At 44.4% G+C, this 22,542-nt stretch carries 16 protein-coding genes and 6 pseudogenes; 5 read left to right on the top strand and 17 right to left on the bottom strand.

What is annotated here, in order from left to right:
• Window positions 1-236 precede the first annotated feature (236 nt).
• Window positions 237-1,259: a glyceraldehyde-3-phosphate dehydrogenase gene (locus D368_RS14445; protein WP_063174674.1), complete on the bottom strand. Its 1,023-nt coding sequence runs from the start codon at window positions 1,257-1,259 to the stop codon at window positions 237-239.
• Window positions 1,260-1,465: 206 nt separating this feature from the next.
• Complete coding sequence (locus D368_RS14450; protein ID WP_003152469.1) at window positions 1,466-1,852, bottom strand: winged helix-turn-helix transcriptional regulator; 387 nt, start codon at window positions 1,850-1,852, stop codon at window positions 1,466-1,468.
• Between the two features lie 183 nt (window positions 1,853-2,035).
• Between D368_RS14450 and D368_RS14455 the strand changes: the two genes are divergently transcribed.
• Together D368_RS14455 and D368_RS14460 are read left to right on the top strand one after the other, a co-directional pair.
• Entirely contained in the window at window positions 2,036-3,235 is a 1,200-nt protein-coding gene (locus D368_RS14455; protein WP_128574926.1) for an MFS transporter, read from the top strand.
• 58 nt (window positions 3,236-3,293) lie between these two features.
• Window positions 3,294-4,136 carry an aldo/keto reductase gene (locus tag D368_RS14460; protein ID WP_003152464.1) on the top strand — a complete coding sequence of 281 codons (843 nt, stop codon included), beginning with the start codon at window positions 3,294-3,296 and terminating at the stop codon, window positions 4,134-4,136.
• Between the two features lie 38 nt (window positions 4,137-4,174).
• Here the strand turns inward: D368_RS14460 and coaE are convergent.
• The 11 genes and pseudogenes from coaE to D368_RS14510 form a co-directional block, all read right to left on the bottom strand.
• Window positions 4,175-4,767 (bottom strand): annotated as a pseudogene (coaE, locus tag D368_RS14465) (dephospho-CoA kinase).
• A 15-nt stretch (window positions 4,768-4,782) separates the two neighbouring features.
• A complete protein-coding gene (ytaF, locus tag D368_RS14470; protein WP_071391517.1) occupies window positions 4,783-5,415 on the bottom strand; it encodes a sporulation membrane protein YtaF in 633 nt (210 codons plus the stop codon).
• Window positions 5,416-5,551: 136 nt separating this feature from the next.
• A pseudogene (mutM, locus tag D368_RS14475) lies at window positions 5,552-6,381 on the bottom strand (DNA-formamidopyrimidine glycosylase).
• A gap of 23 nt (window positions 6,382-6,404) precedes the next feature.
• Window positions 6,405-9,043, bottom strand: a pseudogene (gene polA, locus D368_RS14480) (DNA polymerase I).
• A gap of 246 nt (window positions 9,044-9,289) precedes the next feature.
• Window positions 9,290-11,029, bottom strand: a complete 1,740-nt coding sequence (gene pnpS, locus D368_RS14485) for a two-component system histidine kinase PnpS (RefSeq protein WP_101562335.1) — start codon at window positions 11,027-11,029, stop codon at window positions 9,290-9,292.
• Window positions 11,022-11,777, bottom strand: coding sequence for a response regulator transcription factor (locus D368_RS14490; protein ID WP_128574927.1), 756 nt, complete (start codon window positions 11,775-11,777; stop codon window positions 11,022-11,024). The genes pnpS and D368_RS14490 overlap by 8 nt, the downstream gene beginning before the upstream one ends.
• A 177-nt stretch (window positions 11,778-11,954) precedes the next feature.
• Entirely contained in the window at window positions 11,955-12,893 is a 939-nt protein-coding gene (mdh, locus tag D368_RS14495; RefSeq protein ID WP_003152455.1) for a malate dehydrogenase, read from the bottom strand.
• 45 nt (window positions 12,894-12,938) lie between these two features.
• A pseudogene (gene icd / locus D368_RS14500) lies at window positions 12,939-14,209 on the bottom strand (NADP-dependent isocitrate dehydrogenase).
• A gap of 160 nt (window positions 14,210-14,369) precedes the next feature.
• Window positions 14,370-15,486: pseudogene (citZ, locus tag D368_RS14505) on the bottom strand (citrate synthase).
• 446 nt (window positions 15,487-15,932) lie between these two features.
• Window positions 15,933-16,088: a PhrK family phosphatase-inhibitory pheromone gene (locus D368_RS20240; RefSeq protein WP_486129270.1), complete on the bottom strand. Its 156-nt coding sequence runs from the start codon at window positions 16,086-16,088 to the stop codon at window positions 15,933-15,935.
• Window positions 16,082-17,194 (bottom strand): response regulator aspartate phosphatase, encoded by a 1,113-nt coding sequence (locus tag D368_RS14510; protein ID WP_071391512.1) that lies wholly within the window; start codon window positions 17,192-17,194, stop codon window positions 16,082-16,084. The genes D368_RS20240 and D368_RS14510 overlap by 7 nt, the downstream gene beginning before the upstream one ends.
• 288 nt (window positions 17,195-17,482) lie before the next feature.
• On the opposite strand from D368_RS14510, the gene D368_RS14515 reads away from it, so the two are divergent.
• Complete coding sequence (locus tag D368_RS14515) at window positions 17,483-18,007, top strand: hypothetical protein (protein ID WP_071391511.1); 525 nt, start codon at window positions 17,483-17,485, stop codon at window positions 18,005-18,007.
• 13 nt (window positions 18,008-18,020) lie between these two features.
• Entirely contained in the window at window positions 18,021-18,608 is a 588-nt protein-coding gene (locus D368_RS20245; protein WP_486129266.1) for a hypothetical protein, read from the top strand.
• A gap of 639 nt (window positions 18,609-19,247) precedes the next feature.
• Here the strand turns inward: D368_RS20245 and D368_RS14525 are convergent.
• The 4 genes and pseudogenes from D368_RS14525 to D368_RS14540 all read right to left on the bottom strand — a co-directional run bounded on the left by D368_RS14525 (window position 19,248) and on the right by D368_RS14540 (window position 21,309).
• On the bottom strand, window positions 19,248-19,667 hold the full coding sequence (locus D368_RS14525; RefSeq protein WP_071391509.1) for a hypothetical protein: 420 nt from the start codon (window positions 19,665-19,667) through the stop codon (window positions 19,248-19,250).
• Window positions 19,668-20,011: 344 nt separating this feature from the next.
• Window positions 20,012-20,422 carry a YjdF family protein gene (locus D368_RS14530; RefSeq protein ID WP_071391508.1) on the bottom strand — a complete coding sequence of 137 codons (411 nt, stop codon included), beginning with the start codon at window positions 20,420-20,422 and terminating at the stop codon, window positions 20,012-20,014.
• A gap of 162 nt (window positions 20,423-20,584) precedes the next feature.
• Window positions 20,585-20,721 (bottom strand): annotated as a pseudogene (locus tag D368_RS14535) (peptidoglycan-binding domain-containing protein); the annotation flags it as partial.
• A 123-nt stretch (window positions 20,722-20,844) separates the two neighbouring features.
• A complete protein-coding gene (locus D368_RS14540; RefSeq protein WP_003152447.1) occupies window positions 20,845-21,309 on the bottom strand; it encodes a DUF441 domain-containing protein in 465 nt (154 codons plus the stop codon).
• A gap of 95 nt (window positions 21,310-21,404) precedes the next feature.
• Between D368_RS14540 and ytvI the strand changes: the two genes are divergently transcribed.
• On the top strand, window positions 21,405-22,520 hold the full coding sequence (ytvI, locus tag D368_RS14545) for a sporulation integral membrane protein YtvI (protein ID WP_003152446.1): 1,116 nt from the start codon (window positions 21,405-21,407) through the stop codon (window positions 22,518-22,520).
• Window positions 22,521-22,542 lie beyond the last annotated feature (22 nt).

Genomic DNA, 22,542 nt, shown 5'->3' on the forward strand with positions numbered 1-22,542 from the left:
ATCATGGACCCCCCTTAACAAGAATTAAAAAAGTGAATTTCCGAGAACTGACCCGGCCATTTACCACGGGGGAAAGTTAGTCCGGAGAGGTCCTAACCCTTTAAGTAATTCCGAAGCAGTCACGAGCAAGAAGTTCACGAAAGATAGTATACTGTGTTTAAGTTTATTTTGCAAGGTGTGTTTTTTGCGAATATGCCGTTAAGGGTTTTTTCTAACAAATGTCCATGATCTTTAGTCTACACAGCTGACGGGTGTTTCATTCGCGCGGCGACGTGACGGATAAGATCAACGACCCGGCAGGAATATCCCCATTCATTGTCATACCAGGCGAGCACCTTTACTTTTCGGTCTTCCATCACCATCGTTGTCAGTCCGTCGATGATCGCAGAGTGTGAATTCGTATTATAATCCGAAGAAACGAGCGGCTCATCCGAATAATCAAGAATTCCGTACATCGACGTTTTTGCGGCTCTTTGGAAAGCGGCGTTCACTTGCTCGGCAGACACATCTGTTTTCAGATCGCAGACAAGGTCCACTAATGACACATTCGGAACGGGAACACGCAAAGCAAGACCGTGAAGTTTTCCTTTCAAATGAGGCAGCACGAGCGACAGCGCTTTGGCGGCGCCTGTAGAAGTCGGAATGATGGACTCTCCGCACGCTCTAGCCCTCCGCAGATCTTTATGCGGATTGTCGATATTTTTTTGATCATTCGTGTAAGCGTGAACAGTCGTCATCAGGCCGCTTTCAATCCCGAATTCCTGATCAAGCACTTTGACGACCGGCGCAAGGCAGTTTGTCGTGCAGGATGCATTTGAAATAATGACATGTTCATCGGGGTTGAACTGCTCTTCATTTACTCCCATGACAATGGTAACGTCTTCATTTTTGCCCGGAGCCGTTAAAATGACTTTTTTCGCCCCTGCTTCAATATGGCTCATCGCTTTTTCTTTTGAATTAAATTTCCCCGTTGCTTCTACAACGATGTCTATTCCGCATTCTTTCCACGGAAGCTCTCTCGGGTCCCGGCGATTGAACAGCATAATATGTTTTCCGTTGACAATCAGGCTGTCGTCAGCGGTCTCAACTTCTTGATCGTATTTGCCGTGAATTGTGTCATACTTTATCAAATGAGCAAGCGTTTCCGGGGGATAGCTTGCATTAATGGCTGTTATTTGAATTTGATCATCTTCCATTGCTTTTCTGAACACCATTCTTCCGATTCTTCCAAACCCGTTGATTGCTACTTTTACCTTCATGCTCAGGTCACCCCTTTTTAATATGCCACTCTAATTTACCTTTATTTATATATAGTATAACACATTAAAAGAAATCCGCCAGTACAACTTGATAAAAATCCACCCTTATACCGATCAATATGTTGTTCAATCGGTTTTTTGCATATAAAATGATCTTTCTTCCATAAAAAAAGCAGGATCAGCGTCTCAGGCTGCCTGCTTTTTTCTTATATTTGTCCCGGTTCTTTAAATTTGTCATTTAAAATGCTGTCCTCTAACACGGAAGACACCTCGCCGTACCGTTTAGCAATATGCATCGCGCCCCAGTCACACAGCGCATTTAAAATTCTTTCCAGACTGTGCCCGTATTCACTCAGCTCGTATTCCACTTTCGGCGGCACCTGATTGTACACGATCCGGTTGATGACGCCGTCAGCTTCCAGCTCCCGCAATTGCTGTGTCAGCATCTTCTGGGTGATGTCCGGCATAAGCCGCTTCAATTCGCTTGTCCGTTTTTTCCCGCGCATGAGGTGGCAGAGGATCACACACTTCCATTTTCCGCCGATCACTTCAAGCGCCGCCTCTACGGATATATTGTATTTTTTCTTCAGCAACGGTAATTCCTCCTCATCTATAGGAACTAAAAAGTGCCTATGGCACTTAAAAGTACGTTCTTTTCAATGACACTTCTATCAATCATAATGACATTTGCCGGCTGAAAAGGAATGTACTCTTATACTTATATCGTTTACCCGGCATCATTTCAACCATACATTATCGTTCAAGGAGGAAAATAGATGTCTTCACATCGCCAAAGCTATTTACCAGCGCTGCTGGCATTAGCCGTCAGCGCTTTTGCGATCGGCACAACCGAATTTATCAGCGTCGGACTGCTGCCGCTTATATCTCAAGATCTGCATATACCTGTGACAACGGCGGGACTTACCGTTTCCATGTATGCTCTGGGCGTGACATTCGGCGCGCCGGTTTTAACGTCTCTTACATCCGGCATGTCGCGGAAAACGCTGCTGCTCTGGGTAATGTTGATTTTTATCGCCGGAAATACACTCGCAGCGAGCGCTTCCTCAATCGGCGTCTTACTGGCGGCACGGGTCATTTCGGCTTTTTCCCACGGCATTTTCATGTCAATCGGGGCAACGATCGCCGCCAATATCGTGCCGGAGCATAAAAGAGCAAGCGCGATTTCCATTATGTTCACGGGGCTGACGGTGGCTACGGTGACCGGCGTTCCGTTCGGCACCTATCTCGGCCAGCAATTCGGATGGAGGATTGCCTTTGCCGTCATTGTGGCGGTAGGAATCATCGCATTCCTCACAAACGCGCTTCTCGTTCCGTCACATTTGCGAAAAGGGACGAAAACCGCATTTTCCGAGCAGGTCAAACTCATCACAAACGGCCGGTTATTGCTTTTATTTATTATTACGGCGTTAGGCTACGGCGGAACGTTTGTCGTGTTTACGTATTTATCTCCGCTTCTTCAGGAGGTAACCGGTTTTCAGAAAGAAACCGTCGCGGCCATCCTGCTCATTTACGGAATTGCGATTGCCATCGGAAACATGATTGGCGGCCGTTTATCAAACCGGAATCCGCTGAAAGCCTTGTTTTATATGTTCATTGTCCAGGCTGCTGTGCTGTTTGTCCTGACTTTTACCGCACCGTTTAAAACAGCCGGGCTGATCACCATTATTTTCATGGGGCTGTTGGCGTTTATGAATGTGCCGGGCCTTCAGGTATATGTCGTGATGCTGAGTGAACGTTTTGCGCCAAGCGCCGTTGATACAGCATCAGCCTTAAATATCGCGGCATTTAATGCCGGAATCGCGATCGGCTCGTTTGCCGGCGGAATCATTACAGACTCAATCGGAATCATTCATACCGCTTGGATCGGGGCGCTGATGGTGCTCAGCGCGGTCGTATTAACCGGATGGAGCCGGAAGCTTGAAAAGCGGGATCGCACTGCCATTGAAAGGAGGTGAGTTTTTCTTCAGCGCATTTTGATTTTTTCAACAGACAAATAATAGGAGGAATATACACATGACAACACATTTACAAGCAAAAGCAACATTGCATAACGGAGTAGAGATGCCTTGGTTCGGCATCGGAGTTTTCAAAGTAGAGGAAGGCGCGGAACTCGTCAACGCGGTGAAAACGGCATTGGTGCACGGCTATCGCAGCGTTGATACCGCCGCGATTTACGGAAATGAAGAAGGTGTCGGCGAAGGCATCCGCCAAGGGTTGCAAGAAGCGGGATTAAAACGTGAAGACATTTTTGTCACGTCAAAAGTATGGAATGCCGATTTAGGATATGAAGAAACGTTAAAAGCGTTTGACACAAGCTTAGAAAAACTCGGTTTAGATTATTTAGATTTATATTTGATCCATTGGCCTGTCGAAGGAAAGTACATCGATGCGTGGCGGGCGCTCGAAACCCTCTACCGGGATGGACGCATTAAGGCGATCGGGGTCAGCAATTTCCAAATTCACCATCTGAAACATCTCATGAAAGAAACGGAAATCAAGCCGATGATCAACCAGGTGGAGTACCACCCGCGCCTGACACAGAAAGAACTGCTTGCTTTCTGCACTGAACAAGGCATTCAGCTTGAAGCGTGGTCGCCATTGATGCAAGGGCAGCTGCTTGATCACCCCGTCTTACAGGAGATCGCTGAGAAATACGGCAAATCAGCCGCTCAAGTGATTTTGCGCTGGGATTTGCAAAACGGTGTCATCACCATTCCGAAATCAACTAAAAAACACCGTATTGAAGAAAATGCAAATGTCTTTGATTTCGAACTGTCAGCTGACGATATGAAGCGGATTGATGATCTGAACGAAAATCTCCGTGTCGGTCCGGACCCTGACAATTTTGATTTTTAACCAGAAAAACACCGTTCGGCTTTCCGAACGGTCTTTGTTTATGCCCAGCCGCTCAATACTTCCTCAAGCTGGTGCTTTGTATATTCAAGACTGCCGCTGTTATCAATGACGGCGTCAGCTTTTTTTGCTTTGTCCGCTAAAGGCATTTGCGACGTTATCCGGCTCATCGCTTCTTCTTCTGTCAGGGAATTCCGCTCCATCAGCCGTTTAAGCTGAATGTCTGCCGGTACGGTGACGACGAGCACCTTGCCGACAAGATAATCAAGCCCGCTTTCATACAAAAGCGGTATATCCAAAACGACGAACTGCTCTTTTCTCGCAACGGCTTCATCCCGCTGTTTCAGCATTTCCGCACGCACTGCCGGATGAACGATCTGATTCAGTTTCAGACGCTTCTGTTCGTCAGTGAAAACGATAGAACCGAGTTTTTTTCTGTCAATATCGCCATTTTCCAGCAGGATGTCTTTTCCGAATGCTTCCACAATTTGTCCGTAAGCCGGCATTCCTTTTTCCACCGCCTGTTTCGCGATGACATCCGCATCAATGACTGTTATTTTTTGTCGATCAGCATACGCGCTACCGTGCTTTTGCCGCTTGCGATGCCTCCCGTTAAACCGATGACCAAGCTCAAAAAGCCCACTCCTTCTTACATTTTCCAAATCCCGATGATAATCAGCAGGACTCCCGGCAAAAATGTCATTTTATCTATCCAATCCCATCTTGAGAGCAAATGCCCAGCGTTTATGCCGAGTGAAACAAACAGCGAGCTCATCACCCCGACAGTCACGCTCATCATAACCGGAGAAAAGCCGAGAATGGCCGCTCCCAGCCCGGCGCCAAACGCGTCAATGGATAAGGCGATACCGAGCAGAAGCGCCTCGACTCCGTTAATGGTTCCGGATCGATCAATATCGGCGCTGGTCGGTTTTTTCAAAATATGAATGACGATGCCGAGCGATTTCACTTCAAGATTAAGCAGCGTTTTTTCATGCAATAAGTAATCCGGCTCTTTAGCCGGTTTAAAAAATTGCCAGATGACCCATGCCCCGATTCCGATTAAGATCAGCCCGCCCAGTTTCTCCGTGACGGATACGGGAAAAATCTTTGTCAGAAAATGGCCGATCAGCATGGATATAAACATCACAGAGGCTGAACAGCAGGCGATCACGGCAATCGCTTTGAACGGGATTTTCATTTTTCTCAAACCGTACGTAAACCCGACTGAAAAACTGTCCAAGCTGACAGCAAAAGCCAAAAGCAGCAAAGAAACAATCTCCATATCCGTTTCTCCCTTTCTCTTGATCGGCAATTGTGGCATATGCCTATTGGGTGAATCACAATATATATATGGAGAAAGGTCATCAACTGTGTTAGAAAAAAGTCATTCTGCTGCCGCCTGCTTGAACAGCTTCAGTTTATGATTTTTTTTGGCAGCGGGCGCAAAAATGCGTCCCCCTTCCGCCGACCACGATTTTAGAAATCATCGTGCCGCACGTTTTGCACGGTTCATCCTTTTTGCCGTATACGTAATGTTTGAGCTGAAACATTCCGATTTCCCCTTGAGAATTGATATAAGACCGGACGGTGCTCCCGCCCGCGTCAATCGCTTCCTGAAGGGTGTCTTTAATTTCTGTATGAAGCGTTTTTATCTGCCCGTCAGACAGGCTGTTCGCTTTTGTCTCAGGGTGAATCCGCGCCCGGAATAAAGCTTCATCGACATAAATATTGCCGAGGCCGACGACCGCTTTTTGGTCGAGCAGGGCGGTTTTCACCGCGCGGTTCGTTTTTGCAAGTCGCTCTTTTAAATAAGCGGCGGTAAATGCTTCATCATCTGGTTCGGGCCCGAGCTGTGAAAGCGGTAATGCATTCCGTTCCTCTCCCGGCGCAAACAAATGCATCGTGCCGAATTTCCGGACATCCCGGTAGCGGAGCTGTGTTCCGTCCGTCATGTGAAACACGACGTGCACATGTTTATCGTCAGGCTCATCGGCCTGATGAAGACCGTATTTCCCCTCCATCCGCAGGTGGGACACCATGACATAATGATCCAGATGGAAAAGCAAAAACTTTCCCCTTCTTCCGATGGATCGGATCGTTTCTCCTGCAATTTGCCGCGCGAATTCCTCCGGCTCGGCGGGTTTTTTATGATATTCGGCCATCTGATATCCGCCGATTCAATCGTTTTCCCCTTCACAAGACCGGTCAGAGTGCGCCGGACCGTTTCAACTTCTGGTAATTCCGGCACAATCATCACTTCCTTTTTTCTGTTTATTTTGCATCGTACCAGGACGGCCCTGAAGCATAATCAGCCTTCAGCGGCACGTCTAATGCCAAAGCATGCTCCATCACTTCAGGAACCAGCTTTTCTAATATTTCAATTTCTTCCTTAGGCGCTTCAAAAATCAATTCATCGTGCACCTGAAGCAGCAGTCGCGCCTTCAGGTTTTTCTCTTTCAGCTCAGCTGCCATGTCAATCATGGCTTTTTTAATAATATCGGCGGCGCTTCCCTGAATCGGCGTATTCATGGCCGTCCGTTCCGCAAAGCTCCGCAGGTTGAAGTTGCGGCTGGTCAGCTCAGGGATATAGCGGCGGCGCTGCATAAGTGTCGTCACATATCCTTTTTGTTTCGCTTCCTGCACCGATTCTTCCATATATGCCTTGACACCCGGGAAGCTCTCCAAATAGCGGTCAATAAAAGCGCCCGCTTCTTTCCGGGTGATGCCGAGGTTTTGCGACAGCCCGTAATCACTGATGCCGTAAACGATCCCGAAATTGACGGCCTTTGCCTGGCGGCGCATCGCTTGTGTCACTTCATCTTCACTGACATGAAACACGTCCATGGCGGTTTTTGTGTGAATGTCCATGTCATTCGTAAATGCTTCGATCAGATTTTCATCTTTTGAAATATGCGCAAGCACCCTTAATTCAATTTGTGAATAATCAGCGGCGAAAATAAGCCAGTCCGGTTCGGACGGTACGAAAGCCTGACGGATTTTCCGCCCTTCCTCCAGCCGGATCGGAATATTTTGCAGGTTCGGATCCGTTGAGCTCAGGCGTCCGGTTTGCGTCAATGCCTGATTGAATCGTGTATGCACCTTATGAGAATCCTTGCGCGTGACTTTCAGCAGCCCTTCAATATAAGTCGATTGGAGTTTGCCGATTTGTCTGTATTGCAGAATGTACACGACGATATCATGTTTGTCGGCGAGCTTCTCAAGCACATCAGCTGAAGTGGAATAGCCTGTTTTGTTTTCTTTACTGGCGGCAGGCCGAGTTTTTCAAACAGAATGACGCCGAGCTGTTTTGGTGAATTGATGTTAAACGGCTCACCGGCGATGTCATGGATTTTTTCTTCATATTCTTTCAGTTTTGCCTTGAGCTCTTCTCCCATTCGCTTCAGTCTTTCAACATCCACTTTGACGCCCATTGATTCCATTTCTCCGAGAATTAGCGCAAGCGGGAGTTCAAGATCTTGATAAAGTTCAAGCTGATTATTTTCTTCCAAAGCGTCAAGCAGTTTGTCACGGAGGCTGTTAACGGCAGACGCTTTCCGCGCGAGATGATCGGCAAGCTCTTTTTCAGCCGGAACGGCGCGTTTTGCGCCTTTTCCGTATACCGCTTCATCTTTTGAAACGATATTCAGCCCGTATTCTTTCGCTACGCTCGCGACATCGTCGTACGAATTGCCCGGGTTTATAATATAGGCAGCAAGAAGCGCGTCAAATTCCGTTCCCTTCAGCTCAATTCCCTGCCAGCGCAAAGCGACGACGGAACGTTTGCTGTCGAACACCCATTTTTTCATTGATTCATCTTCAGCCCAAGATTTAAAAGCTTCAGACTGAATGGCGATTTCTTTCGGAATATAATAAAGACCTGTTTCATTCACGATGGCAAAGCCGAGGATCGGTTCTTCGTGATAGTTATCACCGATTTGTTCGACGACCAAAGCGGACGGCGAAACGAGCATATCTTCGGTGATTTCTTCTGCCGTTTCGACATTGATGTCTTCAAAATTTTCTTCCGCCGTTTCCCCGCTTTCTTCTCCGAGCCGCTCAAGAAGCGTATTAAAACCGAGGTCTTTAAAAATGGCAACAACTTGTTCACGGTCAAACCCTTGGTAATCTAAATCTTCGGGCTTGACTTCAATCGGCGCATTTGTCATAATCGTCGCCAGCTCTTTGCTCATCAGGGCTTGTTCCTTATATTCTTCAAGCTTTTCTTTTAATTTTTTTCCGCTGACTTCATCAATGGAATCAAGCAGTTTCTCAACCGAATGGAACTGCTTTAAGAGCTTAATCGCGGTTTTTTCTCCGACGCCGGGGACGCCCGGTATGTTATCGGATGAATCCCCCATTAATCCCTTCATATCAATGATCTGCAAAGGGGTCAGACCGTACTTTTCCTGCACGTGCTCCGGCGTGTAATCTTCTACGTCGGTAATGCCTTTTCTCGTAATGGCAACGGTCGTTTTCCCGGTTGCAAGCTGGGTTAAGTCCTTGTCCCCCGAAACGACCTTCACTTCGAAGCCGTCTTTTTCAGCAGATACGGCAAGCGTGCCGATAATATCGTCCGCTTCATATTCAGGAAGCTCGTAGCGGCTGATGTTGTAGGCATCAAGGAGCTCGCGGATGAACGGCATCTGTTCTGAAAGCTCCGGCGGCGTTTTTTGTCTTCCGCCTTTATATTCTTTAAACGTGCTGTGGCGGAAAGTGGTTTTTCCCGCATCAAAAGCCACCAGCATATGGGTCGGTTTTTCATCTTCCAGCATTTTCATTAAAATCATCGCAAACCCGTATACGGCATTTGTATGAATGCCTTTTTCATTGCTTAAAAGCGGCAATGCAAAAAACGCCCGGTACGCCAGACTGTTTCCGTCGACAAGCACTAATTTTTTTCGTTCCGTCATTCAATATCCTCCTAAGAGCAAAAGCTCGTCATTCCTCTGTTTTTTAATCTCACAGCTTCTCTTATTTTAACAAAGTTCAATTTGAAAGGAAAATGAGCGGACCCCGTGAAAACGCAAAAAAGGACGGGAACAAGAAAACGCGTTCCCGCCGTCAAAATTGGCTCCTTGGATGAAGGGGTTCTGTTATATCCTAACAAGATAGGTTTAACAGGTCATGAAGAAATTGTTAATCCTTTGTAAAGCTGATCACGCTGCCGGCGGCCGCTTCAGCGTCACAGTGAACACAGTTCCCTGTCCCGGCTCGCTTGTGACCTCGATTTTACCTTCATGGGCTTCTATTAAGTGCTTCACGATGGCGAGGCCGAGTCCGGTTCCTCCCGAGTTGCGGCTTCTGTCTTTATCCACGCGGTAGAATCTCTCAAATATCCGCGGGATCTCTTCCTTCTGAATGCCGATTCCCGTATCGGACACTTTGATATCGACAACGGTTTCTTTCACATGTACCGAAATTCCCACCGTCCCTTTTTCAGGCGTGTAGGTCAGGGCGTTGTTCGCCAGATTCAAAAATACCTGCTTCAGCCTGTGCGCATCACCCGTCACAAAAATCGGCTCTTCCGGGAGATCGAGCTGAAAGCTGATGCCTTTTTCCTCAGCCTTATGCTGCAAAAGCGCCTCAATTTCATGCAGAATTTTTGCAGCATCAAAGGACTCTACGCGCATCGTAAAGTTTTGCTGCTCCATCTTGGATAAATCCAATAAATCCTGCACGAGAGATTGGAGCCGCTCACTTTCTTTCAGAATGATAGACAGAAAGTCTGAAAGCGCCTTTTCGTCTTTCATCGCTCCGTCTAACAGTGTTTCCGTAAATCCTTTAATTGAGGTGATCGGTGTTTTCAGTTCATGGGAGACATTGGCGACGAAGTCCTTTCTCATCTGCTCCAATTTTTTAATTTCCGTCATATCGTGAAAAACGAGGACGATGCCCTTCCATTCATCGTCAGGGCCCATGATCGGAACGCCGTCAACTTCAAAGTAGCGCCGCTCAATGTTGATGGGAAGTCTGAGCAGCTGGCATTTTTTCGTCTCCGTCATAAAAATGTCTTCGACAAGCCGAATGATCTCCTCATGTTCAAACGCATCGTGGTAAAGGCGCCGAAGCAGACGTTCAGGCTTTGTATGAAACTGCTTCGTGTATGACCGGTTCACGAGATTGATAAAACCTCTCCCGTCTATTAAAATCAAACCGGATCCGATATTTTCAATGACAGTTAACAGACGATCGCGCTGCATATCCTGCGTTCTTGTCATTTCCATTAAATCGACCGCCAGGCTGTTCATCGCACGCCCGAGACGGTCCGACCGCCTTGCGTAACCGCTGTAGGAGCGGGCGTCATAATTCCCCTTGGACAGCTCCGTCGCCACCTTTGTCGCGGCGTCGATTGATTTTTTGTAACGGGACGTCATGTTTGTATAAAAGAAAACGATAATGATAAAAGCGGTACAAAGACTTGCTGCCAGCATGCCCCACATTTCTCCGGTAACGCTTGAACCGCCGTTGATCTCCGAGGAAACGAGTACATACCCCGCAATTTTCCCTGCGTCATTTTTTACAGCAGTGCCGCGGATGACTTTGCTTTTCGACTGTACGGCTTCCTCGCTTTTATTGTGAGAAATGAACTCCTTTACGGCTGAATCATCAGCACGACTGCCGGAATGATATACGGCGTCACCCTTCTCGTTGAGCACGGAGACGTTTATACCGAGGGTGCGGCCGGCGTCACGGATTACCGTTTCATTGCTTTTATTGCCGATTCGGCCGGTGTCAAGAAGGCCCGCTATGTATACCGATTCCTTTTTCAGCTGATCCGCCGTTCTTTCTTCAGCGGATGAAGAAATAAGCTGCTGTAAAAAAAGACCGAGAACACTGAAAACCAATATGATACATACAACGAGTAAAGCGAACAGACGCACACGGACTTTATTCATTCATTTTTGGCTCCTCCAGTTTATACCCCAAACCTCTGATTGTTTTAATATAGATGGGTTTTTTGGTATTTGATTCGATTTTGTCGCGCAGATGGCTGATATGAACGTCAACAATCCGGGTATCCCCGGCAAAATCATAGTTCCAGACCGCGCTCAGCAGAAGATCTCTCGTCAGCACTCTTCCCTTGTGTTTTCCCAAATACAGAAGCAGTTCAAATTCTTTAGGCGTCAATTCCAGCTGTTCTGACTTAAAATACGCTTCGTAATGCTCAGGAAGAATTTTCAGCTCGCCGATGAGGATCTGCCCGTCCTTTTCCTCTGCTCTGCCTTGTGACAGCGATGAAATGTCAGCCCTTCTTAAAATGGCTTTCACCCGCGCAGTGACTTCCCGCGGACTGAACGGCTTTGTCATGTAATCATCCGCTCCGAGCTCCAGTCCCAGCACCTTATCAAATTCCTCATCTTTTGCTGTCAGCATCAAGATCGGGACCATCATTTTCTGCTGTCTGAGCTGTTTACAGACATCGATTCCGTCCACTTTCGGCAGCATGACATCCAGTACGATTAAATCCGGATTTTCATTCTCTGCCAGCTCCAGAGCCTCTTCGCCGTCTGATGCGGTTATGACATCATAGCCGGACCGTTCCAGATTATACTGTAAAAGAGTAACGATAGATTGTTCATCATCTACAACTAAAATTTTTTGTTCATGCTGCGCCCTCCGCTGTCTATTTTCCCCGACATCCAATTTTCTCTATTTTATGTGCTGCATATCACTTTATGATTTCATTTTATCCAATACTGCCCGTTCAGACAATTCGCCTTTTTGATCATTTTCAGAGAAAGGATCGCTCAGGGAAAAAGAAAACGCTTTCATTAATTGTAAAAAGAGGAAGGCTTCTGATTCGGAAGCCTTCCCTTTTTCTTATGACAATACTTTCATCACGTTTTTGACAGATTCAACTGATTTACTCAGCTGCGCTTTTTCATAGTCTGTCAGTTCAAGCTCGATGATTTGCTCTAGGCCGTTTCCTCCGATAATCGTCGGTACGCCTAAGTAAATGCCTTCATGACCGTATTCGCCTTCTAAGTAAGCGATGGTCGGAAGCACGCGGCGCTGATCTTTCAAAATGGCTTCTACCATTTCAGTCAATGATGCAGCAGGCGCGTAGTAGGCGCTTCCGTTTCCGAGAAGGTTGACGATTTCCCCGCCGCCTTTTCTTGTGCGTTCTACAATCGCATCAAGACGGTCTTTCGGGATAAGCGTTTCAAGCGGAATGCCGCCCGCATAGGAATAACGGACGAGAGGAACCATGTCGTCACCGTGTCCGCCAAGAACAAAACCGGTCACATCTTTTACAGACAGGTTTAATTCTTCAGCAACGAATGTTCTGAATCGCGCAGTGTCAAGCACTCCGGATTGTCCGATGACGCGTTCTTTCGGGAAGCCTGATTCTTTGTACACCGCATATGTCATCGCATCAACAGGGTTTGTCAATACAACGATAATGCAGTCAGGAGAATATTTCACGATCTCACGTGTGACGCTTCTCATGATTTTTTCGTTTGTAGATACGAGATCATCACGGCTCATGCCTGGTTTTCTCGCAATTCCGGCTGTGATGACGACGATATCAGAACCGGCTGTGTCCTCGTAGTTGGACGTGCCTGTGATTTTCGCGTCAAATCCTTGAACCGGACTTGCTTCGAGCATGTCTAGCGCTTTTCCTTTTGTCGGGTTTTCTAATTGCGGAATATCAACGAGCACAACGTCCGCAAGCTCTTTTTGAGCTGTAAGAAAGGCTGTTGTCGCTCCCGTAAATCCTGCTCCGATAACAGAAACTTTACTGCGTGTTTTTCCCATGATTCTCTTCTCCTTTTTTGGCTTCATTAGAAGTCTGCTTTAGGTTCAGTCCATGTTTTTGATGAGCTCTTCACCGAACTCTGAACATTTCACTTCAGTTGCACCGTCCATTAATCTAGCAAAATCGTACGTTACTACTTTTGAAGCAATCGTTTTTTCCATAGATTTAATGATCAAGTCAGCAGCCTCATTCCAGTTCAGGTGTTCAAGAAGAAGCACTCCTGAAAGGATGACGGATGACGGGTTGACTTTGTCAAGGCCGGCATATTTAGGCGCCGTTCCGTGAGTCGCTTCGAAAATCGCATGCCCTGTTTCATAGTTGATGTTCGCTCCAGGCGCGATCCCGATTCCGCCTACCTGAGCGGCAAGCGCATCAGAGATATAGTCTCCGTTTAAGTTCATTGTCGCCACGACGTCGAATTCGCTCGGACGGGTTAAGATCTGCTGAAGGAAAATATCAGCGATGCTGTCTTTGACGATGATTTTCCCTGCCGCTTCCGCTTCGCTCTGCGCTTTATCAGCCGCTTCTTTTCCGTCTTTTTCGACAATGCGGTCATATTCAGCCCAAGTGAATACTTTATCTCCGTATTCTCTTTCGGCAAGCTCGTAGCCCCAGTTTTTAAATGCCCCTTCAGTGAACTTCATGATGTTTCCTTTGTGGACAAGCGTGACAGACTTACGGCCGTTTTCGATCGCATACTCAATGGCAGCTCTGACTAAGCGGCTTGTGCCTTCTTCAGAAACAGGCTTGATCCCGATTCCTGACGTTTCAGGGAAACGGATTTTGTTAACGCCCATTTCATTTTGCAGGAAGCTGATCAGCTTTTCAACTTCTTCAGAACCTTTCGCATACTCAATTCCGGCGTAAATATCTTCCGTATTCTCGCGGAAAATGACCATATCCGTATCTTCAGGACGTTTGACCGGAGAAGGCACTCCAGTGAAATATCTGACAGGGCGCAGGCACGTAAACAAATCAAGCTCCTGTCTCAGCGCCACGTTCAGTGAACGGATACCGCCGCCGACCGGTGTCGTCAGAGGACCTTTGATAGCAATGAAGTACTCTCTGATGTCTTCCAGCGTTTCGGCAGGAAGCCACTCACCTGTTTTATTATAAGCCTTTTCACCGGCATAAACTTCTTTCCACGTGATTTTTTCTCGCCTTTATATGCTTTTTCAACAGCGGCTTCCAATACTTTAGAAGCGGCGTTCCAAATATCAGGGCCTGTGCCGTCGCCTTCAATAAACGGGATAATCGGATTATTTGGTACGTTTAATACTCCATTAGAGACTGTAATTTTTTCACCTTGTGACACAATATTACCTCCCAGTATGTAATTCATATTTAGAAAACATTTTATTTTTCTTGTATAAAAAACAAAATGACTTTTCTCAAGATTCTATCAAAATTGTAAACCAATCCGGGCTTGATTAACAAGAGGCTAACGACATGAAAATCACCAGCCTCCCGTTTGATCAGGCTCTTTCATCAATCGGAACAAAAGTCTGCTTATCCGGGCCCGTGTAATCAGCGCGCGGGCGGATGAGGCGGTTGTTATCGTACTGTTCAAGAATATGGGCGATCCATCCTGACATTCTGCTGATCGCAAAGATCGGCGTGAACAGATCGTGATCAATGCCGAGACTGTGGTATACAGATGCGGAATAGAAATCAACGTTAGGCGGAAGTTTTTTCTCCGACGTCACGATTTCTTCGACACGGATTGACATCTCGTACCATTTGCTTTCACCCGTCAGATTCGTCAGGCGTTTGCTCATTTCTTTTAAGTGTTTGGCGCGCGGGTCTCCATGCTTATACACACGGTGTCCGAAGCCCATTACTTTTCCTTTTCTCCATTTTGCTGCGGATATAAGGCTCGGCGTTTTCCACTTCGCCGATTTCTGTCAGCATTTTCATGACGGCTTCATTGGCTCCGCCGTGAAGCGGTCCTTTTAAAGCGCCGATGGCGGCAGTGATGCCTGAGTAAATATCAGATAAGGTGGCGACACATACTCTCGCCGTAAATGTTGATGCGTTCAGCTCATGATCCGCATGAAGAATGAGCGCTTTGTTAAACGCTTCCACTTCGATCGGAGAAGGCTCTTCACCGTTTAAGGTGTAAAGGAAGTTCTCCGCGATTCCGTACTCTTCCTTCGGTTCAACAGGATCAAGTCCTTTGCGGATTCTTGAGAAAGCGGCGACAATGCCCGGCACTTTCGCCTGCAGACGGATGGCTTTTCTGTAGTTCGCTTCCGGATTCATGACATCGGCTTCACTGTCAGTCAGACCGAGTAATGAAATCGCCGTCCGGAGCGCAGCCATTGGATGTACGTTATTGAGGGGATAGGATTTGAAGTGCTCAATGATTTCTTGTGGAACGGCAGCTTCTTTCGCAAGCTGTTTTTTCAGTTCAGCAAGTTCCGTTTTATTCGGCAGGCGCAGATGCCACAGCAAATAAATGATTTCTTCAAAACTTGCATTCTCTGTCAAGTCGTCAATATCGTACCCTACATATGTAAGGGTATCGTCGATAATAGAGCTTACAGATGATGTTGTTGCTACAACCCCTTCAAGACCGCGTGTTGCTGTCATATTCAACCTCTCCTTTTCAATCAAAATTCCCCTTTAAAGAGTATATAAAACATACGGCTTACTTAAAATGAGTCATGCAAACAATCCCTTTCCCCTTTAAGAAAATGCTTACATTTCACTGGTTGCGGTTACATAACCGGTATGCTTATAGAGGAACATAACAAATTCTTATAAGCTTATTTAAGTTTAAGCCTATTCTTATTATAAACAATAATCTGATTAATTTGTAGACTTTTAACTAAAAATGTTTTAAAAGCCCTATATATCAAGGCTTGGCGTTGATAAATTTAATCGCTTGCTTTCAGATGCTTTGTAAAACCATGTATTCTCATGTTTTCAATTGGGGGAGTTTTAGGGGAGTATAAAAGGACAACGCACCACTACCCGGGTTATTCACAAATGAACGCCAGAAAGAGCGCAAAAAAAAGCCCTGTCCGGGGCTTTTTTTATGTGCCTACTGGCCGCTCTGCTAATTTTAGAGTACCCACCGGGCGCTCTGTTATTTTAACATCTGATGATTCTTGATTAATCTTGACTGCAGCTAAACCACTTAACGCAACGAAGGTGAGAGCTGCACAAAGAATAATTTTTTCAATTACAATCCCTCCAGGTGCCTCATTTTCTTCTCGGCTAAAATAGCATGTCTAGAAAATTCAAGCGCCTCTTTATAGAGTCCATGCTTCTCACAGTGTTCTGAAATAACCAAAGAAAGATCAAAGACGCTATCAAGGTCATTTACTTCATATAAGTAAGAAATACCACCTCGACAAGTTTCAATGCTTTTCCTCTGATCCTGCTGCAGAAGTCCGTAAATAATATTTATTTTAGCCTCATACACCTTATTCTCTTTTCGTTCAAAATATTCCTTTGTCTTTTTATAATAATATGGAATTTTATTTACATCCCCTATTTTATAAAGCTCTTTCAGAAACATATACAGGGAATTTATATAATAAACCGAGTCCCTCCACTCTTTATTTCTGATGGCTTTTTTCAAGGCATTTATACAGTCTTGGGAACGGTTTGCTGCAGAATATGTAATACTTAAATTATGGTGTATTAAAGCGGTGAAAAGTGAATCGTAAAGAACTCTCGAAATTCTGATTGCTTCTAAATAACTTTCCTCTGCTTTTTCGTAAAGTCCTAAATCAGTGTAGTTTTGGCCAACAATCATAAGAGACGTGGCAAGTTTTCGTTTATAGCCTTCATTTTCTCTATAAATTTGTAGCGCATCATTGATATAATTCAGAGAAATTAGACTCTGCCGCAGCATCATATACATAGATGCCACTTTCGAATAAAATTCAGCCCGCTCTATACAATCGGGTATATCTTTCAATTTTTTCTCTGCTATTTTGAACAAAGTAATTGCTTTCTCAAAATTTCTTTTGTGCGACTCATATAACGCTTCAAATAGAAAGAAATAATATTCAATCATATGATCTGTTTTTTTTATTTCATCAGCGTGGTTTTCATTAAAATATGAATGGGACGGCAGCTCTTCCCCTTTCACCTGAAACAACAGCATTTTATGTCTTTCTTCTAACAAAGAATAATACATCAAAACTTCCTGATCCTCTTCCATTTCATCAAACAATGGTTTGATCTTTTCAAAATATCTCTCAGCAGACTCAGTGTCTTGTTGTTTTATCGCGATATACCAATCATTTAATATATTTGCAACACATTCAGAAGCCAGTTTACTCATCAATAAACCCCTCTTTCTACAAATATTCTAAATTTTCTCAAACAATATTCTAGCATATCTTTAACAAAAAATGTAATTAATAGGAGTTTTTTTTCGACATCACGCAATTTCCCGTTTCGATATCACGCAATTTTTAAAAAAAGGCTATTTACCCACTTTTTCAGAACGGTATTATAGCGGACTATTTCTCTCTATTGTCGAATCTACAGATGTTTTTACCCATTCATAAAAAAATGCAGACCTGTATAATTGGCGCTGTAACAAAATAACAAAAAAGGAGATGTTGAGATGAAAAAATTTGTTTTACCTTTCCTGGCTACCTTTACTTTAGCTTCCGGATCATTGTTTTCTTATCAAGACACCGCCTCTGCTGCATCTATTAAGACCGATGAAGAATGGATTACAATTGAAGACAGTACGGAAAGCTCTGGCTCTATTCTTCAGACAGCAACCGAAAGCCCGTATACTGTAATGGCGTCAAAACCTGATTATAAGACCAATTGGAATTTAAAAAAGCGCAGACAGGGACTGGACTTTTTCGCATGCAATTACGCCATGTTGACAAAGGCCAGTGCCAAAATGAGAATAAATACAATCGAGGCAAAATCACGATTGTACTATAATAACGGCGCGCTTTCAAAAAGCAAAACTGACACAAATAGTAATTCAAACTATGCCGGGGCGGAAGCTGTGGGAACAGTAACCGGGGGATATGGATGTAAAGGGAAAGCATATGGTAACTCCAAATACGTAAGGAAAAAATATAAAACTGTAACGCATCAGAAAAAATGGAACATAAAAGACGTTCTTTAAAATATAAATGAGAATGAAAAAGATTCTTTTAATTTGTGTTCCCTTCGTAATTTTGGCAGTTGCCGCATCCCTTTACTTTTTTAACAAAGATCAAAACAAACAGACTTCTGCAGTTACAGATGATGAAAAGTACAATGATGAACAAGAAGATGTGACCGGCCCCGGCACTGACACCGTTTCATACGGTTTATATGAAGAGGACGGGCAAATTTTAGACTCTTTGGATATTGGAAAGAAAAACGGGAAGGGATACAAAAAAGTATTATCTTTTAGTCATTATTTTAATGACAAAAGAACATATGGATTGGTTATCCTCTCAGACTTCAAGACAATTCCTTTCAAAGCAAATGGCGGAGGGTACAAAAAATCCTATACATTCAAAATGGATAAAGATTCAGTGAAAAAAATCAAGTTGGAATTTGAGCCGCCGCCTAATTTCAGCGAGTTAAGTTTCATTGTTATTCCTGAGCCTGATTACAAACAAGAAAGCAATAACCTTGATATTGCATCAGGTTTACAAGAAAACTTTACTCTCCGTTACATCAGGAAAAGCCGGGATGAAAAAGAAGACCTAAAACCCCAAAAACAGCTGATGAATTAACGGGCGAACAGGTATTTTTAACATCAAATAAAACCGGAAATAAAATCCTATTTAAATCAAAAAGCAACCAAAAAACATACTTGCAAATTTTCAATTCACATGATACGAATCTTGATTATGCCTTAGTCGCCTTGTCAGGGACAGAACAAAGGTCAGTTAATGGGAAACCTGTTTCATTTACCAGGGTTAAAGAGAATGCCACAAATATATATGAAATTGACATGCCGAAAGTTGAGGATAAAGAAAACTATCAAATTGTCCTATTTCCAACTCCATACAAGACAAGTACAATGTATGAAGGTCTAAACAATACAAGTGATTCGACATTCAGGACGGTAATAACACCTTAGGGGGTATGGACTTGTGTGGATTATAATTTTTCTGCTTGTCATTTTGATTGGTTTCACGGGGAATATTGTTTCGTTGTTGAGAGCGCAAAAACAGGCTAATCAAAGAATTATTCAACTATTAGAAGAAAAGAAAAAGTAATCCCCCAAAACGGGGGATTTTTTCATTTCAATAATGTTTTCAGTTTCGCTTTTGTTTCCGGCCCGTAAATTCGCATCTGCTCTGTTTATTCGTGATAGACAGGAACCTTTTTACCAAAAGAGGACATCCTATGTAGAGTATCCTGTTTTATCAATTTTGCCTTGTGGAGTTGTTATGCTTTAAATGCAGGAATGTAACTGCTGAATTTCTGTCCCTTGAACCAGAACCCAAAAGGAAGGGGTCTACTCTGAAAGTCAATGTATCGGTTCCTGAAATCTTGCCTTTTTTACCCAGAAGCTTTGAATGAGGGATAATTATGAACTTCACTATATACCTGCCTTCTTTTTCTTCGAATAATTTAACGCCTCCTTTAATGGTAACAGAGAGTGTGTCATCCTTATAGAATTCACGGGCACTGTCTAATATATTTTTACAGAAAAGCTCATGCATAAAAACACCAAATAGCTCCTGAGAAACTTTTGGGTTCTGGCCGTGTTCTTGTTTAGCAGCAGCCACTGTGATAGAGCTTAACGAAAAACATAAGATCACCAATACAATTATTTTTTTCATAATAATCATCTCCCTTCACTTTAACATTTGCATTCCTTTATTTTTTATTACATCTTGAATATCTAATAACTTCGAAAAGTCTTCTCCCTTCATAAAAGAGAGAGCTTATTATTACTTCAGCTAAGACAAGATTTTCGCTTTTGTACTCAGCCCTGAATATCTTCATCAAACCGTTCATCAATTGAATCTGACTCATTTACTGATGTAAGTGAATTTAAATAAATTGCAGAAAAACCCTCCTCATCTCGAGAAGGGCTCGATTTCTGCTTCTTTTTCTAAATCAGTCCGAAGAAAAACGGATGCCGCTCACCTTTTTAATCGGAGGGCTTCATAGCGTTCTCCAACTATTTGCCCCTATGCTTTTCTTTTGCTTTTTGTTTTCTGATTAAATATTTTTGTTCCTTTATTTCTTCTCTTTGTTTTCTATTCAGTTGTTTTTTCTTTTCTTTTCTTGCTTCAAGCTCCTGTTTTATCGCTTTTTGCGCCTTAGTTGATATCCCGATATTTTTCATCTCTTTAGAAGCTTGCCGTTGTAATCTTTTTGGGTTTAACTTCTTAGATTTTGCTTTAACACAAACCCCTGCTTGTTCAGTACGGGAGAGAGTCTGTAAAAGTTGATTATGAACAAAATGCATGATTTCTGAATCCTTGGGCTCTTGTCCAAACAAATGACGAACTGCTCTTAATTTCCCATTATTCACAACTTCAATGACTCCTACCCAAAACTGACCATCGTAGTAAACCGTTAATTTCATAACGATTCCCTCCTCCTAAATTTACTGAAGAATGATGGACATCCCGAGGAGGGGAAGGTTACTGACATTTTAAATAATGCATCCGGACTACCAACCGAATTGTGTTTTTTCATTCTCATTATAAATTTAACAAACTTTCAAATTGAAGGAAAGGGTCTCCGCTTATTTTAACAACACTTCAAGTTTTGATTTGGTTCAAGTGCATAAATTCCATCAGCTTTTAATCCATTCATCAATTGGAACCGCCTTACTGCATCCGCTGTCATCGCACAATATGCGCCGGCGATTCCGAAGTTCTTTGTTACATGGTAAGCCACTTCATTCCTCGGAATAATGCAAATGGCATTTGTCTGAACTACAAAATGCGCTGCAAACTCTTATTTTCACCCGCAAAAAAAGCAGCTTTACGCCGCTTTTTTACTTTATGAAGTGAATATTTTAACGATTTGCATGGCCAAATAGGCGATTCCGGCGCCGATTAACGGGCCGACGGCGACGCCTCCGAAAAGCGCGACGGCAAGTATCGTGCCGATGACCAGCGCCGTTGTAATATGAGGGTCGTTTTCCAATAAGGTGAGACCGTTTTTGGCGATTAAGGCAACCGCGATCCCGGCACCGAGAGCGATCCACGCATAATATGATTTCATCGCTTCTCCGAGCTGTTTAAAACCGATATCACCTGTGGCAATCGGCACTAAAACGGCGATTGTAATGACGGTGACCCCCCAGTTGATGCCTTTTGACTGAATAACCGGAAATAGTTTCTGATCAAGACCGACAGCTTTTATCACAATGAGAAAGCCGACGGCAAAAAGCAATGACTGATTTTTGGCTACCAATGCGATGGCCAGCAATAATAGTAAAAATAAATTCGCCTGTGTAAACATCCTGAAAGCACCCTCTTTCATCATATCTGTAATCATATCCTTTTTTGACGAATAAACTAATGTAATAGGACGTGCCGACCGAGAGGAGGATCGATGTGAATCCGCACTATGCAACTGTTTTTTTCCGCGCGCTGTTTGTACTCGCTGCGGCCGGCGGCGCTTTAGCGGCCGGTTACGCCTCATTTCCGTTAACTTATCCGTTTCTGATCGCCCTTATTCTGTCATCAGCGATCATTCCCGTAGTTGACTGGCTGGACAAACTGACGGGGCTGCCCCGGTCAGTCAATACAGTCATTGTCCTGGTCTTCTTTTTGCTTATTCTTCTCGGCGCGGCAACATTTCTCGTTGCGGAAATCATTTCGGGAACGGCCTATCTGGCCAAAACACTCCCTCCCCATATCAGCGCCTTTATGACGTATTGCGAAGAGCTGTTCACTTCCCGCATTCAGCCATTGTATCACGAGCTGACTGTCTTATTTAATGGGCTGGAAACCAATCAGCAGGCTTCCATCGTGACGCATATTCAGACCCTCGGTGATACAGCCGCTAAAAATGCGGGGCTCATGCTTTCACATCTTTTGGAGCTGGTGCCGAAATGGATTGCCTTCCTTCCCAATACAGCTGCCGTCTTCATTTTCGCAATGCTGGCGACTTTTTTTATGACAAAGGACTGGCATAAGCTGAAGGCGCTGCTTTATTCCATTTTTCCGGAACGGGTTTCGGCAAACGCCAAGGCCGTATCGGGAGAGCTGAAAAAAGCGATGGCAGGTTTCATTAAGGCGCAAGCCGTGCTCATACTTTTCACGATGATCATTGTCTTTATCGGACTTTTTCTTTTAGGGATTGAGCATGCGGCAACCATCGCCTTTTTTATCGGCCTGGTTGATCTGCTCCCGTATCTCGGCGCCGGGTCGGTCTTTGTTCCCTGGATTATGTATTTGGCCATTGCCGGTCAGCTTCCTCAAGCGATCGGTCTCGGTGTTTTATATATTGTGGTTCTCATTCAGCGCCAGCTGACGGAGCCGAAAATTTTAAGCAAGTCAATCGGACTTGATCCGCTTGCGACCTTAATCGCCCTGTTTGCCGGCTTTAAATTGTTCGGAATTTTAGGACTGGCTGCGGGGCCCGCGCTGCTCGTTTTCATTCAGGCCTTTATCACAACGGGCGCTTTAAAAGAAATATGGGCCTATATTACTGTTCAATCCAAATAAAAACAGCAGCCCTGTAAGAAGG

It is taken from the genome of Paenibacillus lentimorbus NRRL B-30488 (assembly GCF_000411595.1).
In the GTDB taxonomy this organism is placed as follows: Bacteria; Bacillota; Bacilli; order Bacillales; family Bacillaceae; genus Bacillus; species Bacillus velezensis.

Coding starts and splice junctions, on each gene's coding strand:
- D368_RS14445 (WP_063174674.1), bottom strand. CDS start 1,259: ATGAAGGTAAAAGTAGCAATCAACGGGTTTGGAAGAATCGGAAGAATG.
- D368_RS14455 (WP_128574926.1), top strand. CDS start 2,036: ATGTCTTCACATCGCCAAAGCTATTTACCAGCGCTGCTGGCATTAGCC.
- D368_RS14460 (WP_003152464.1), top strand. CDS start 3,294: ATGACAACACATTTACAAGCAAAAGCAACATTGCATAACGGAGTAGAG.
- ytaF (WP_071391517.1), bottom strand. CDS start 5,415: ATGGAGATTGTTTCTTTGCTGCTTTTGGCTTTTGCTGTCAGCTTGGAC.
- pnpS (WP_101562335.1), bottom strand. CDS start 11,029: ATGAATAAAGTCCGTGTGCGTCTGTTCGCTTTACTCGTTGTATGTATC.
- mdh (WP_003152455.1), bottom strand. CDS start 12,893: ATGGGAAAAACACGCAGTAAAGTTTCTGTTATCGGAGCAGGATTTACG.
- D368_RS14510 (WP_071391512.1), bottom strand. CDS start 17,194: ATGAGTAAACTGGCTTCTGAATGTGTTGCAAATATATTAAATGATTGG.
- D368_RS14515 (WP_071391511.1), top strand. CDS start 17,483: ATGAAAAAATTTGTTTTACCTTTCCTGGCTACCTTTACTTTAGCTTCC.
- D368_RS20245 (WP_486129266.1), top strand. CDS start 18,021: ATGAAAAAGATTCTTTTAATTTGTGTTCCCTTCGTAATTTTGGCAGTT.
- D368_RS14525 (WP_071391509.1), bottom strand. CDS start 19,667: ATGAAAAAAATAATTGTATTGGTGATCTTATGTTTTTCGTTAAGCTCT.
- D368_RS14530 (WP_071391508.1), bottom strand. CDS start 20,422: ATGAAATTAACGGTTTACTACGATGGTCAGTTTTGGGTAGGAGTCATT.
- D368_RS14540 (WP_003152447.1), bottom strand. CDS start 21,309: ATGTTTACACAGGCGAATTTATTTTTACTATTATTGCTGGCCATCGCA.